The organism is Thioclava sp. JE_KL1 (genome assembly GCF_009296265.1).
Classification (GTDB): Bacteria; Pseudomonadota; Alphaproteobacteria; order Rhodobacterales; family Rhodobacteraceae; genus Thioclava.
Genome location: NZ_WBJS01000007.1, coordinates 272,674 through 286,331 on the forward strand (window position 1 = coordinate 272,674; position 13,658 = coordinate 286,331).

General features: G+C 65.0%; 14 protein-coding genes. 10 read left to right on the top strand and 4 right to left on the bottom strand.

Annotation, left to right across the window (positions count from 1 at the left end):
- Positions 1-12: 12 nt before the first annotated feature.
- On the bottom strand, positions 13-870 hold the full coding sequence (locus tag F8R15_RS15380) for a protein-disulfide reductase DsbD domain-containing protein (protein WP_152845166.1): 858 nt from the start codon (positions 868-870) through the stop codon (positions 13-15).
- Positions 871-1,043: 173 nt separating this feature from the next.
- Between F8R15_RS15380 and F8R15_RS15385 the strand changes: the two genes are divergently transcribed.
- Positions 1,044-1,604 carry a YqgE/AlgH family protein gene (locus tag F8R15_RS15385; RefSeq protein WP_078521749.1) on the top strand — a complete coding sequence of 187 codons (561 nt, stop codon included), beginning with the start codon at positions 1,044-1,046 and terminating at the stop codon, positions 1,602-1,604.
- Positions 1,605-1,686: 82 nt separating this feature from the next.
- On the opposite strand, the gene F8R15_RS15390 is transcribed toward F8R15_RS15385, so the two are convergent.
- Complete coding sequence (locus tag F8R15_RS15390) at positions 1,687-2,649, bottom strand: L-threonylcarbamoyladenylate synthase (RefSeq protein WP_152845167.1); 963 nt, start codon at positions 2,647-2,649, stop codon at positions 1,687-1,689.
- 114 nt (positions 2,650-2,763) lie between these two features.
- On the opposite strand from F8R15_RS15390, the gene F8R15_RS15395 reads away from it, so the two are divergent.
- From F8R15_RS15395 to F8R15_RS15415, 5 genes are all read left to right on the top strand, one after another.
- Complete coding sequence (locus F8R15_RS15395) at positions 2,764-4,455, top strand: acyl-CoA dehydrogenase (RefSeq protein ID WP_152845168.1); 1,692 nt, start codon at positions 2,764-2,766, stop codon at positions 4,453-4,455.
- Positions 4,456-4,472: 17 nt separating this feature from the next.
- Positions 4,473-5,504, top strand: coding sequence for an MBL fold metallo-hydrolase (locus tag F8R15_RS15400; RefSeq protein WP_368731067.1), 1,032 nt, complete (start codon positions 4,473-4,475; stop codon positions 5,502-5,504).
- On the top strand, positions 5,501-5,995 hold the full coding sequence (locus tag F8R15_RS15405; RefSeq protein WP_152845170.1) for a DUF6173 family protein: 495 nt from the start codon (positions 5,501-5,503) through the stop codon (positions 5,993-5,995). The genes F8R15_RS15400 and F8R15_RS15405 overlap by 4 nt, the downstream gene beginning before the upstream one ends.
- A gap of 61 nt (positions 5,996-6,056) precedes the next feature.
- Positions 6,057-6,191, top strand: a complete 135-nt coding sequence (locus F8R15_RS15410; RefSeq protein ID WP_078545360.1) for an aa3-type cytochrome c oxidase subunit IV — start codon at positions 6,057-6,059, stop codon at positions 6,189-6,191.
- Between the two features lie 52 nt (positions 6,192-6,243).
- A complete protein-coding gene (locus F8R15_RS15415) occupies positions 6,244-6,879 on the top strand; it encodes a hypothetical protein (RefSeq protein WP_253732645.1) in 636 nt (211 codons plus the stop codon).
- An 8-nt stretch (positions 6,880-6,887) separates the two neighbouring features.
- Here the strand turns inward: F8R15_RS15415 and F8R15_RS15420 are convergent, their stop codons facing one another.
- A complete protein-coding gene (locus F8R15_RS15420) occupies positions 6,888-7,973 on the bottom strand; it encodes an AbrB family transcriptional regulator (RefSeq protein WP_152845171.1) in 1,086 nt (361 codons plus the stop codon).
- Positions 7,974-8,222: 249 nt separating this feature from the next.
- Between F8R15_RS15420 and F8R15_RS15425 the strand changes: the two genes are divergently transcribed.
- From F8R15_RS15425 to F8R15_RS15440, 4 genes are all read left to right on the top strand, one after another.
- The gene (locus F8R15_RS15425; RefSeq protein ID WP_152845172.1) at positions 8,223-9,173 is read left to right on the top strand and encodes a TAXI family TRAP transporter solute-binding subunit; all 951 of its coding nucleotides are present in this window, start codon (positions 8,223-8,225) and stop codon (positions 9,171-9,173) included.
- A gap of 91 nt (positions 9,174-9,264) precedes the next feature.
- The gene (locus tag F8R15_RS15430) at positions 9,265-11,346 is read left to right on the top strand and encodes a TRAP transporter permease (RefSeq protein ID WP_152845173.1); all 2,082 of its coding nucleotides are present in this window, start codon (positions 9,265-9,267) and stop codon (positions 11,344-11,346) included.
- A complete protein-coding gene (locus F8R15_RS15435) occupies positions 11,343-11,723 on the top strand; it encodes a DUF1850 domain-containing protein (protein ID WP_078602027.1) in 381 nt (126 codons plus the stop codon). The genes F8R15_RS15430 and F8R15_RS15435 overlap by 4 nt, the downstream gene beginning before the upstream one ends.
- A gap of 130 nt (positions 11,724-11,853) precedes the next feature.
- Positions 11,854-12,435, top strand: a complete 582-nt coding sequence (locus tag F8R15_RS15440; protein WP_152845174.1) for a helix-turn-helix transcriptional regulator — start codon at positions 11,854-11,856, stop codon at positions 12,433-12,435.
- Here the strand turns inward: F8R15_RS15440 and F8R15_RS15445 are convergent.
- Positions 12,419-13,633, bottom strand: a complete 1,215-nt coding sequence (locus F8R15_RS15445) for a surface lipoprotein assembly modifier (protein WP_152845175.1) — start codon at positions 13,631-13,633, stop codon at positions 12,419-12,421. The two genes, F8R15_RS15440 and F8R15_RS15445, sit on opposite strands and share 17 nt — an antisense overlap.
- Positions 13,634-13,658 lie beyond the last annotated feature (25 nt).

Genomic DNA, 13,658 nt, shown 5'->3' on the forward strand with positions numbered 1-13,658 from the left:
TGAGAGAGCTGATTACTCGGTGCAGCCCATGATCTCGACCGCGCCGCGATCCGAGAGCACGGTGATGCGCAGATCGCTGGGGTCGAGGTCGAAGGGCTTCGCGTCCGGCGGCACGAAGTCGGCGCTGGTCACGAGGGTATCGCCCTCGCGGTGGCTGTCGGCCTCGGAGACCCAGACCGGGCGCGAGGCGAGTTCCAGAAGCGCGTTTTCCGTGCCGATCGCGGGCGGCAGATCGACCCGCGCCGTCAGTCGGACCCCATCCTTCATCGGCTCCGTCTCGCAGCGCGTCTGCGGGTCGATCTTGCGCGGCTCACGTGCGAGCGCCGCCTGAATTTTCGGATCGGGCGTGCCGTCTCCGGTGACCTCGATCTGCAGATGCAGGCTGACCGGCACGCAGATATTGTCGCAGATCCCGATCATCACATCGGCTTTCAACTGCACTGGCTTGCCCGGATCTTTCGGCGTCACCGAAATCGGCAACACGACGCCGTCGTGATAGCCGACGGTGCGCATACCGGAGGACAGGAAGACTTCCGGCGCGGGCCAGTGGACCACGGCCGAGGCGAGATTGCTCGACCCGGTGAACTGAATTTGCGGCGGGATGCCCGCATCGCCCGGCGAGCGCCAATAGGTTTTCCAGCCGGGCGCGAGCGCGATCTCCAGCGCCGCCATGCGGGTGCCGTTGGCGCCTCTGCCGCCTGCGCGCAGCTGCGCTTGCTCCAGCCCCGGAGGCGTCGGCAGTGCGGGCATCGACGCGTCTTGCGGCGTGACCTGCTCTTGCGCGGCGATCTGCGCGACAGCTTCCTGGGCCGCCACGCCGAGCGGGCAGCAGCCAAGCAGGATCCCCATGACTGGTAACAAACGTGTCATATGATTTACCTAGTCGCTTCCCTGCACGTTCAGAAGTCACAAACGCGACAGAAGCGTGCAATATTTTGTCCCGGCGCGCCGCAATGCGAAACAATTCCTGCGTCTGGCTTGAATAGACGCGCCGCTCGCGCCACCTTGAAAAGAGATGGGATGCAACCGCGAAGGGGAGCGAGATGGACCTGACAGGCAAGTTTCTGATCGCGATGCCCGGTATGGGCGATCCGCGATTCGAGCATTCGGTGATCGCCGTCTGCGCCCATTCCGATGAGGGCGCGATGGGGCTGATCATCAACAAACCCTTGCCGACGCCCGCCTTCTCGGACCTTCTCGAAAGCCTCGATATCGAACGGCCCGGAGCGGATATCCGTTTCGATCAGCCGATCCTCTTTGGCGGTCCGGTCGAGACCGGGCGCGGCTTCGTGCTGCACTCGCCAGACTGGACGACCGGCGAGGGGCAAATGGAGGTCACCGACCGGCTGCGGATGACCGGCACGCGCGACATTCTCGAAGATATCGCGATGGGGCGCGGCCCGAACCAGGCGCTGATGGCGCTGGGCTATGCGGGCTGGGGGCCGGGTCAACTGGAGGAGGAAATCCTCGACAATGGCTGGCTCACCGCCGACAGCGATGCCGACCTCGCGCTCGATGCCGAGCATGAGACGAAATGGGTGCGCGCACTGGAAGGCATGGGGATCGACCCCCGGACGCTTTCGGCTGCGGCGGGGCATGCGTAAGGCGTGATTGGGTAGGGGGCTCTGCCCCCTCGGCGCGTCCGCGCCTCACCCCCGGGATTTTTAAGCCAACACGAAGAGGCGATCAGTCGCGCGGGGCAGCCGCGCGGCGTAGGCGGTCGTTGATCGCGCGGCCGAGGCCGGTTTCCGGGATCGGGGCGAAGGCGAGCGTGGCGAGGCCGCGCGTCTGTGCGAGCGCATCGCCCTTGCGCAGCATCGCGAAGAGGTTCGCCGCCCCCTCTGTCAGATCGCCCGAGGGCGAGAGGTTCAGATCGGCGGTCGGGCAATCGCCGCCGAAGCCGATCCAGACCGCATCCGGGCGCGGGGCGGTCACATCCAGCAGCACGGCGGCGCCCGGCGCATAATGCGATTTGAGCTGCCCCGGCGCGTTGGGCTTGGCCGCGTCGCCGCCGGTGGGCAGTGGCTGGCCGATCAGCGCCTCTATCTCTTCGGCCGCGACCCCGCCGGGACGCAGCAGCGCGGGCGGATCGAGTGCGAGGATGGTGGATTCCACCCCGACCTCGCAGGGGCCGCCATCGATCACCGCCGCGATCTTGCCGCCAAGCCCGTCCATCACATGCTGCGCCGTGGTCGGGCTGATCTTGCCTGATGGGTTGGCCGAGGGCGCGGCGAGCGGGCCGCCGAATTCGCTCAGTAGCGCGCGGGCGACCGGATGCGCGGGAAGGCGGATCGCGACGGTGTCATGCCCGGCCGTCACCAGATCGGAGAGCCCGGACTCGGGGCGTAGCGGCAGGACCAGCGTCAGCGGTCCCGGCCAGTAGCGCGCGGCAATCTGGCGTGCGGCGTCGGAGACCACGGCGATTTCTTCCGCGGCTTCGATCGACGGCAGGTGCACGATCAGCGGATTGAACTTCGGACGCCCCTTCGCCGCGAAGATCGCGGCCACCGCGCGGTCGTTGCGCGCATCTCCTGCAAGCCCGTAGACGGTCTCGGTCGGCATCGCGACCAGCTCGCCCGCGCGCAGCAAGGCGGCTGCCTGCGCATAGCCCTCGGCATCGGCGGAAAGGAGTTTCGTGTCTTGGCTCATGCAGTCGTGACGCAGCGTTGGAGTTGAAGGGGGCTGCCCTTGCGGTAGGGTATCGGCAACCCGACAGGACATAGACGCGCGCGCGGCAATTGCCAAGCTGCCCGGAGGAGACCCATGACTTACCGTTCCCCCGTCACCGATATTCGCTTCATTCTCGACCACGTCGTGCCGCTCGCACCGGTCGCGGCTACCGAGATGTTTGCCGAGGCGACCCCCGATATGGTCGAAGCGATCCTCACCGAAGGCGGCAAGCTCTGCGACGAGGTGATCGCGCCGACCAATCGCGACGGCGATCTGACGCCCGCGAAACTGGAGAACGGGGTGGTGCGCTCGCCCGCCGGCTTCAAGGAGGCCTTCGCGGCGCTGGCCGAAGGCGGCTGGATCGGCATCGCGGCGGACCCGGAGCATGGCGGGATGGGCCTGCCGCAGGCGCTGAATGTTGGCTTCAACGACATGCTGTCGGGGGCGAACCTTGCGCTGCAGCTCAACCCGCTGCTGACGCAGGGCCAGATCGAGGCGCTGGAGCACCACGCCTCCGACGAGATCAAGGCGCTGTATCTGCCCAAGCTGATCTCGGGCGAATGGTCAGGCACAATGAACCTGACCGAGCCGGGGGCGGGCTCCGACGTCGGTGCGCTGAAGACGAAGGCGGTGCCGAACGATGATGGCACCTATGCGATCTCGGGGCAGAAGATTTTCATCACCTGGGGCGACAATGATTGCGTCGAGAATACCTGCCATCTCGTGCTGGCGCGTCTTCCCGATGCGGCCCCCGGCACGAAGGGCATCAGCCTCTTCATGGTGCCGAAGCTGATCCCGGATGCCGACGGTAAACCGGGCGTGGCGAACTCGCTGAAAGTGGTCTCGCTGGAGCACAAGCTCGGCATCCATGGCTCGCCCACCTGTGTGATGAGCTATGAGGGTGCGACCGGCTGGCTCGTCGGCGAGGAGAACAAGGGCATGGCCGCGATGTTCACGATGATGAACAACGCGCGTCTGAACGTGGGTGCGCAGGGCATCGGCGTGGCCGAGGCCGCCTATCAGCAGGCGCTGGCCTATGCGAAGGACCGGGTGCAGTTTGCGCCGATCGTGGAGCATGCCGATGTGCGCCGGATGCTGGCGGGCATGAAGGCCGAGATTTTCGCGGCACGTTCGATCGCGCTGGCCTGTGGCGTCGCGATCGACATGGGGCGTGCGACGGGTGATGCGAATTGGCAGGCCCGCGCGGCGCTGCTGACGCCGATCGCGAAGGCTTACGGCACCGATATGGGCATCCGCGTGGCGTCGACCGGCGTGCAGGTGCATGGCGGCATGGGCTTCATCGAGGAAACCGGCGCGGCGCAATATCTCCGCGATGTGCGGATCACCACGATCTACGAGGGCACCAACGGCATTCAGGCGATGGATCTTGTGGGTCGCAAGATGATGGACGAGGGCAAGGCCGCCTTCCGTCTGTTGCAGGAGATCGAGGACGAGGCGCAGGGCGCGCGCGGCGATTTCCCGGTGCTGGCCGAAGACGTCTGGCAGGCCGCCGAGGAGCTGCGCGAGCATACCGAGTGGATGGTCAGCCAAGGCATGCAGGACCGTTTCGCGGGGGCCGTGCCCTATCTCGACTCCTTCGCGCGGGTGCTGGGGGGCTATTACCACCTGCGCGCCGCGATGGCCGAGGGCCGCGATTCCGCGCGCGGGCATCTGGCCGCCGTCTATATCCGCCGCCTGATGCCCGCCTATGCGGCCTCGTTGGCCGAGGCGAAGGAAGGGGCGGAAGGGCTTTACGCGCTTAGCGTCGAAGACCTCGAGGCATGAGGGGCGAGGACGCCCGCGTGTCGACGAATGGCATCCGCTACCCTTGGGCGGAGCCGCCCGAACCGGGCGGGGCGATCGAGGTCGCGCCCGGGGTGATGTGGATCCGTCTGCCGCTGCCGATGGCGCTCGATCACGTCAATTGCTTCGCGCTCGATGAGGGCGATGGCTGGGCGCTGGTCGATCCCGGGATCGACACCCGCAAATGCCGGGCGGCGCTGCAGGCGGCGCTCGATGGGCCGCTGGGTGGCAAGCCGGTCACGAAGGTCTTGGTAACGCATTACCACCCGGATCACATCGGGCTGGCGGGCTGGCTGCAGGAGCAGGGCGCGGAGCTGATCACGACGCGCACCTCGTGGCTGTTCGCGCGGATGCTGCAGCTCGATCCGCAGGATCGGCCCGTGGCCGAGACGCTTGATTACTACCGGCGCGCCGGGATGGACCCGGCGCTTCTTGAGAAACGCGCCAACGAACGCCCCTTCAATTTCGCCGATTGTGTCCATGCGCTGCCGCTTGGCTTCACCCGGATCGTGGAGGGCGACGAGATCGCCCTCGGCGGGCGGCGCTGGGCGGTGAAGATGGGCGACGGGCACGCGCCCGAACATGCGACGCTGTGGAGCTTGGACGACGATCTGGTGCTGGGCGGCGATCAGCTGCTGCCGTCGATCTCGGCCAATCTCGGCGTTTATGCGACCGAACCCGAGGCCGATCCGCTGGCCGATTGGCTGGCCTCCTGCGCGCGGTTTGCCGAGATCGCGGAGGATCGCCACCTCGTGCTGCCCGGCCACAAGCTGCCGTTCACCGGGCTGCCGCTGCGGCTGCGCCAGATGATCGAGAACCACGAGGGCGCGCTGAAACGTCTGCGCAAGCACCTCGACACCCCGCGCACCGCCTGCGAGTGCTTCCCGCCGCTGTTCAAACGACAGATCGACGAGAGCACCCACGGGCTCGCGATGGTCGAAGCGATGGCGCATCTCAACCATCTTTGGCACAAAGGGGAGGTGAGCCGCACCTTGCGAGAGGACGGCGCCTGGCTCTGGAGCCTGAAATGACCGAGATACGCACCACCGCCGAAGCCCATGAGGAAGCCGCCCTTCCGAATGCGAAGGTGGTGCATACTTCGGAGAACGCGCCCAAGACCGCCGAGGTCAAACCGCTTCCGCCCGAACTGGCGCGCGGGCGGCCCGAGGATAAGAGCCCGGCGCAATGGGCCTATGAGCGGGTTTTGCTCTATATCCAGAACTTCGAAGAGCAGTTGCAGGAAGACGAGGAGGTCGTTCTTGGCCTCACCGGCGGCGAGGCGGGCGTGCTGCAGATCGAGGGGATCGGCTTTTTCGACCCCGACATCCTGACCTTCTACGGCACCGACGAATACGGCGCGCGCACGCAGCTTATCCAGCATGTGAACCAGCTCAATGTGATGCTGATCGCCCAGCCCAAACCGGCCGCAGACGAAGCGCCGCGCCGGATCGGCTTCCGGCTCGCCCGCGCGCTGGAGGAAGAAAATGCGTCTGACAGCGCGAACCCTCAAGACGAGGCGTGACAGCTTGTCGCGGCTCGGCTAGTTTCCCCTCTGGGAGACAGCGCAAAAGGGAGAACGCGCAATGGCCGAGTATAAACCGGGCAACATGGACATTCGTGACCAGGAGAGAACATTCAACGGATTTGTTCGCTTCGTTACGGTTTCGGTGATTGTGATCATCTGCTTTCTGGTGTTTCTCGCTCTCGTAGGCGGCTGACGCGACCGGCGGCAGCTGAAAGAGACACGCTTGGGAACGGGAGATCGGGCAGATGATGCGCGTGCTTCTTGTCTGCCTGATGCTGCCGCTTTTGCTGGCTGGCTGCGGGGCGGATAACATTTATGCCTCGGATGCCGAGGTCGCCAAATATCGCTATGTTTCCGACGAGCCGCCCTCGGTTACGCTCTATACCGTGATCTCGACCAATACCGGGTCGGGCGGTCATTCGTCGTTGCTGATCAACGGGCGTGAGCGGATCATCTTCGATCCGGCAGGCACCTGGAAACATCCCTGGGCGCCCGAGCGCCACGATGTTCATTTCGGCATTACCGAGAAGATGCGGAAATTCTACATCGACTACCATGCCCGCGAGAGCTGGTATGTGCGGGCCCAGAAGCTTCCGATCACGATGGCGCAGGCCGATCAGCTGATGGCCCGCGTGGAGCGCAACGGCTCGGTCAACAAGATGATGTGCGCGGATTCGGTCTCGAGCGCGCTGCGCGACATGCCGTGGCTGCACGACAAGGTGCCCTTCACCTTCTCGCCGCTGAAATTGTCGAAGGCGTTCGGGCAGTTGCCGGGCGTGACGGAAAAGGATCACTACGACAACGATCCCGATGACAATTCCGGCGTGCTGATGATCCAGCAGCAGCCCTATAATCACGGGGACACCCAGTTCAGAGAGTGAACGGGCCTTCAGACATCGCCTCGCCTGCGTGACAATGCGCGGGCGAGTGCCGGGCCCGCGACCAGCACCAGCAGGAAGCGGGCGATCTGCATCGCCATGACGAAGGGCACATCGACCTGCGTGCCCGCCGCGATGATCGCCACCGAATCCGCACCGCCGGGGCTGGTGGCGAGATAGGCGGTCACAGGCTCGATCCCGGCGAAATAGACCAATCCCATCGCGAAGGCCGCGCAGAGCGCGATCAACGCGATGATCGAGCTGAGGATGCGTGGCAGCAGTCTTGCGGCATGGCGCAGCACGGCGCGGGTGAAGCGCATCCCGATCCCCCAGCCGACCACCGCATAGCTGATCGCGAGCACGGTCTGGGGCAGGGTGATCTCCAGAAGGCCGGTGGCGCTCGCGATCAAGCCGAAGGCCATTGGCAGCAGCAGCCCGCCGCCCGGAATGCGCAGCCGCACGCCCAGAAACGCCGCCCCGATCCCGAGCGCGAGCGTCTCGACTGCGGCGACGACGTCCATCGGGCCTTGCTCGGCGAGTGCCGCGCCGACATCCCTAGCCTGCGCCACGCCGAAGATCTGCACGACGGCAGTTGCGGCGATCGCACAGCAGGCGACGCGGGTATATTGCATGACGGCGACAAGACGCATGTCGGCCCCGTAATCGTCCGACATCAGCGTCATCGCGGTCGCGGCACCGGGGGAGGAGCCCCAGATCGCCGTCGTGCCGGGCAAGCCGCCTGCCCGCGCCATCACCCAGCCGAGCGCGCTTGCCCCCAGCACCGTCGAGAGCGTCCCGGCAAGGAAGATCGGCCAGTCGCGGGCGATCTCGGGCAGGATCGAGGCGGGAAGCTTTGAGGCGATCATCACCCCCACCACACCCTGTGCTGCGATGAAGCCCAGAGGCGGCAGCCGCACCGCCCCGCCGCTCGCGGCAAGCGCGATCGCGACCGCCATCGGCCCCAGCAGAAGCGCCGCCGAGAGATGCGCGAGGCTCAGCGCGAAGGCGAGAAGCGCAGAGCCCGCGAGCAGGACGACCCAGCGCAATGCAGGGGGCCAGCGGTCGGGGGCGTATCGGAAGGGAGGGAAAGAGCGCATGGGGGCTTTAAAGACGGAAATCAGGTGCTTCCGAGCAGATAGGGCTCGTTACGTCAAACGCATAGCGAAATCCGCAACTTCCGCTCAGTAAAGCAAATTTCGGGCAGGAGCGCCCGCCTTCACGTCAAGCGGAGAATTCTCCGCTTTCTGGTTTCATCGACGTGAATTGAATTGATCCCCGCGAAAAACGCGTCACGTTGGAGGCGGTCCCGCATCTCTTTGCGGGCAATGACATATGGGAGGATTACGATGTTCCAACACATCAAGCTCGGCGCGCTCGTCGCCGGGGCGATTGCATTGAGCGCACCCGTCGCCAAGGCCGAAACCTTCATTAACATCCTGACCGGGGGCACCTCGGGCGTGTATTATCCGCTCGGCGTTGCGCTGTCCGAAGTCTATGGCGAGAACATGAAGGACGTGCGCGTTCAGGTTCAGTCGACGAAGGCGTCGGTCGAGAACCTGAACCTGCTGCAGCAGGGCCGGGGGGAGCTGGCCTTCGCACTGGGCGACTCGGTGAAGGATGCGTGGGAAGGCAATGCGGATGCGGGCTTCAAGGCCAAGCTCGGCAAGCTGCGCGCGATCGCCGCGATCTACCCGAACTACATCCAGCTCGCCGCGCTCAAGGATGCAGGCGCGACCACGATCACCGATCTCAAGGGTAAGAGCCTGTCGGTCGGCGCGGCCAAGTCGGGGACCGAGCTGAACGCGCGCAAGATCTTCGACGCGGCGGGCATGAGCTATGACGATCTGGGCAAGGTCGAATATCTGCCCTTCTCGGAATCGGTCGAACTGATGAAGAACCGCCAGCTCGACGCGACCTTCCAGTCCTCGGGGCTGGGCAACGCCGCGCTCAAGGATCTCTCGACTACGCAGGATGTGACCTTCGTTCAGATCCCCGCCGACATCGCCGAAAAGCTTGGCGCGCCCTACAAGGCGGGCGTGATCCCGGCGGGCACCTATCCGGGTCAGGACGCGGATGTGCCGACGGTGGCGATCACCAACATCCTCGTCACGCGCGAAGGCGTCTCCGATGAGGAAGCCTACCAGATGACCAAGCAGCTCTTCGAGCATCTCGACACGCTCAAGGCCGCGCACTCGGCTGCGAACGGTATCTCGCTCGAGGCGGCGGTGCAGGGTCTGCCGATCCCGCTGCATCCGGGTGCGGAGAAGTACTACAAGGAACAGGGCGTGCTGAAATAAGCCGCTAAAGCTTAGGTCAGGGGCGGCGCGCATTTCGGGTCGCCCCTGATCAATCGGGCCAAAGCGCCCATTCCGGGGGGAGGAGACAGGCATGTACACCAAGGAAGAAGCTGCGGTCGACGCGGCAGTGCACGATCCGCTGGCGGGGAGCTTCCCGAAGTCGCGCGAAGGGCGCGCATTGTTCTGGCTCGCGGTCGCTTTCTCGGTCTGGCAGATCGCTTTCGCCGCCCATGTAATCAACCCCTCGAGCCAGATTGCGCGGGCGGTCCATGTGGGCTTCCTGCTCGCGCTCGGCTTTCCGCTGCTCTCTATCGCCAAGGGTTACGGCCCGCTCGGGCGCGCTCTCGCCTATCTGCTGGCCGCAGCCGGAGTCGCTGTCGCTGCCTATCAATGGATCGAATACACGCCGCTTCTGCTGCGCGCGGGCGATCCGAACACGCTCGATCTGGTGGTGGGCTGCGTGCTGCTGGTCACGGTCTTCGTGGCCGCCTGGATGCTGATGGGCCCGGCGCTGCCGATCATCGCGGGCACGTTCTTCCTTTATGCCATGTTCGGTGAGCATCTGCCCTCACCGCTGAACCACCGCGGCTACGCTTTCGAGCAGGTGATCGAACAGATGAGCTTCGGCACCGAGGGCATCTACGGCATCCCGACCTATGTGTCGGCTACCTATATCTTCCTTTTCATCCTCTTCGGCGCCTTCCTCGAGAAAGCCGGGATGATCAAACTGTTCACGGATGTCTCGCTCGGCATGGTGGGTCACAAGATGGGCGGGGCCGCGAAGGTCTCGGTTCTGTCTTCGGGTCTGATGGGCACGATCTCGGGCTCGGGTGTGGCCAATGTCGTGACCACCGGGCAATTCACGATCCCCCTGATGAAAAGCTTCGGCTATCGTTCCGCTTTCGCGGGGGGCGTCGAGGCGACGTCGTCGATGGGCGGGCAGATCATGCCGCCGGTCATGGGGGCGGTCGCCTTCATCATGGCAGAGACGCTGGGTGTCGATTACGTCGAGGTGGTCAAAGCCGCGCTGATCCCGGCGATCCTCTATTTCGCGGGCGCATTCTGGATGGTCCATCTGGAGGCGGGCAAGCGCGATTTGCGCGGCCTTGCCAAGTCCGAGCTGCCCTCCCCGCGTAAGGCGCTGAAAGAGGGCTGGTATCTGCTGCTTCCGCTCGCCGTGCTCGTCTACCTGCTGTTCACCGGCTACACGCCGCTTTTCGCTGGCACCGTGGGCCTGTCGCTGACGGGGCTTCTGATCCTTGGCGGCTCGGTCGCGCTGGGGCTACCCAGTCAGGTGCTGCGCGTGATCTTCTGGGTCGTGCTCGCGCTGGTCGCGGGCGCGTTTTTCGAGTTCGGCATCTGGGCCGTGCTGCTGGCCATCGCCGTGCTGATCGCGATCAACGTCTTCTCGAAGGGCGGGCGCGAGACCTTGGCGCTCTGTCGCGACAGCCTCGCCGATGGCGCACGCACCGCGCTTCCCGTGGGTATCGCCTGCGCGCTGGTCGGCGTGATCATCGGCGTGATGACCCTGACCGGGGCGGCCACCACCTTCGGCCAGTTCATCGTCGGTGTCGGCAAGTCGAGCCTGTTCCTGTCGCTGATCCTGACCATGATTACATGCATCGTGCTGGGCATGGGGATCCCGACGATCCCGAACTACATCATCACCTCCTCGATTGCGGGCCCGGCGCTTCTGGACCTCGGCGTGCCGCTGATCGTCAGCCACATGTTCGTCTTTTATTTCGGCATTCTCGCGGATCTGACGCCGCCCGTTGCGCTGGCCTGTTTCGCCGCCGCGCCCATCGCGAAGGAAAGCGGGCTTAAGATCAGTTTCGAGGCGATCAAGGTCGCCGCCGCGGGTTTCGTCGTGCCCTTCATGGCGGTCTACACGCCCGCGCTGATGCTGCAGGATGGCGGGCCGCTGGCGGCCGCGATCGGCTACTGGCCAGCCGTGGCCTATATCGTGATCAAGGCGCTGCTGGCGCTGTCGCTCTGGGGTGTCGCGGTGATCGGCTGGCTGGGCCGTCCGCTGGCGCTTTGGGAGCGGGCACTCGCCATGGTTGCGGGCTTCACCCTGATCGCGGCATTGCCGCTGACAGATGAAATCGGCTTCGCCCTTGTCGCGGCCTTCGCGGCGGCGCTCTGGCTAGGCCGCAAGCGAGCCACGGCATGAGCGCGTCCTGCCTGATGGTCGGCGCTACGATGATGGCGCTGGCGAGCAACGGCCAGTTCTCGCTGCAATGGATGCACTCGGTCGAGCACGAGGGCTGGCGCGAACATTGGCAGGTGACCGACCACGACACGCTGCGCCTCGTCGGCGCGGCGGTCAAAGGCTCCGGCGCAGGCATGGAGCCCGGGCCAGGCGGCCATTTCGAGGATGGCTGGTGGGTCTGGACGACCGACGGGCCGGACGTCCCCGCGCTGAACCTCGCGGCCTCTGGCGCCACGATCTCGGGCTGGACGCTCTGCTCGAAAGGCTGCGAAACCATCGGCGCCGACCGCGAAGCCCCGATCCACATCGCACCCTGCGACGGGGCGAAGGGCGATTAGATTTAGATTGAGTTTTTCTTCCCTCACAACAATATTTTTTTGTGAGTATTAGTGAATTCGATTGTGATCGGAGTCAGAAATCGGCTACGAATGAATCATATATAGATACTTGTATTCATTCAGAGATTTCATGACCTATCCGTTTCAAAACGGCGCAGGGGTTAGCCAGTGCGCTGCGCTGGAGGCCGCCTGCGATATTTTTTCATCCGGGGTAGTCGCCGGCCCCAATATCCCGATGCAGCGCTTCATAAAACGAGACCTCGGGATCACCGCGCGCGAGCCGCTCAGCCTGTCAATGGTGCCGGGCGGACGCCTTCTTAGGGCGCCGGTCCTGTCGGCGACCGCGCGTTGGGAGGCACAAGCCGCCGTGCTGCGGCCTCGACTCAAGCGTCTGCCGAGCCTGCGACAGATCAATCTGCTGCCGCTGGCTCCCGGACGCGCGCGCTGTATCTTGTTTTTGAACGCGCCAGAGGCCGTTTGGGAAGAAGATACGCCACACATCACATGCCGCGAACGCCAGATTCTCGCCCGCGCCGTGCGTGGCGAGCGCCGGGAACAAGTCGCCTTCGCATTGGGTCTTTCGGTCTCGACTGTGGATATGCATCTGCGAAACCTGCGCGAGAAGTTCGGCCTTCGCACGACCAATGCCGTCGTCGCACGGGTCGTGGAGCTGGGACTCTGCGAAGAAGACCCTCTCAGAACCGACTTATGAAATGCACGCCGCAATCGAGCGAGCGATAGCTGTAAAGCGAGACGTTCGACCGGTTGCGGCGCGCGGTGCAGCTCAGTTGCGGCGTCGTGCCCATCACCTTGAAGCGGTCCAGGCCGACCGAGGCGGTGAGGGAGATATCGCGATCCATGCGCGGCTTCCCGAACAAGGGAAAGTCGCCGTCGAAATCGCGCACGCCCACGGTTGCAGAGAGCTTCGCGCTGAGCGTTTTCGTGATACGACGGCTCGCTCCGACGGTCAGGGCCGCGCGCGTGTAGCTTTGATAGTCGCTGCGCACATCCGCGCGCTCGAGCCGCAACCCGAGGTCGATGCGCGACCTTCGCCAGATGGCCCGGTCGTAGCCCAGATTGAGCGCGTAGCGCGGCCCGTTAAGGTAGCGCTTTTCTTCGAAACGGCTTTGCGTGACGGAGCCGATGACCGTGAGATTCGCATCATGTGCGAGCCGCCAGTGGCGGTCGAGACTGAGGCTCGTATCGGTCGCATCAGATCGCGTCTGCCCCGGTGCCGCGGCATAGAAGCTGCGCCCGACCTCGATGGTCGCGCCCCAGGGCGCCCCTGCAATGAGACGGTCGTAACGCACCGAAAGGCTCGGCTTCACGAAGCGCAGTTCCTTCGGCGAATACCAGTTTCCCGATACCGCGCCGCGCAGGCGAAGCCGCCAATCGAGCGCGGGGTGGATGTAATAGTCGACACTCGCGCTGGCGCCGAGCCCCAGCCCCGAATTCTCCCGACCGCCATCCGTGATCTGGAAGCGCCCCGCCTTGGTCACGAACACCGTCTGCGAGGAGACGTGGCCGAGATTGCTCGTCGGCAGAAGCGAGACCTGCCCCGAGATCCGCCAGGGATGCGACTGGTCGAGCCGCCGCAAAGCCGCGTTGAAAGCCAGCTCGCGGTCCGGCGCGCGATCCGACACATAGCGCAACACCCGATCCGCGCGTTTCGGGGTGCCAATCTGGTCGAGGCTTTGCTCGAGCGCGATTTGCGCCGGCGAGTAGCTGGGCGCCTTCGCTGCGATCGTCCCGAGAATGGTGATCGCGGTGAGCGTGTCGCCCTTGGCGCTCAGGCGCGTGCCGATCTGCGTCCAATCCGCGAGGCTGCGTTCTTGGGGTGCGGCGGAGAGAGGGGGGGCGCACGCAAGAAAAGCCACCGTCGCAGTCAGCAGCTTTTTAGAAAAGTTCATGAAAAACTCATCGTTGGAAAATCGA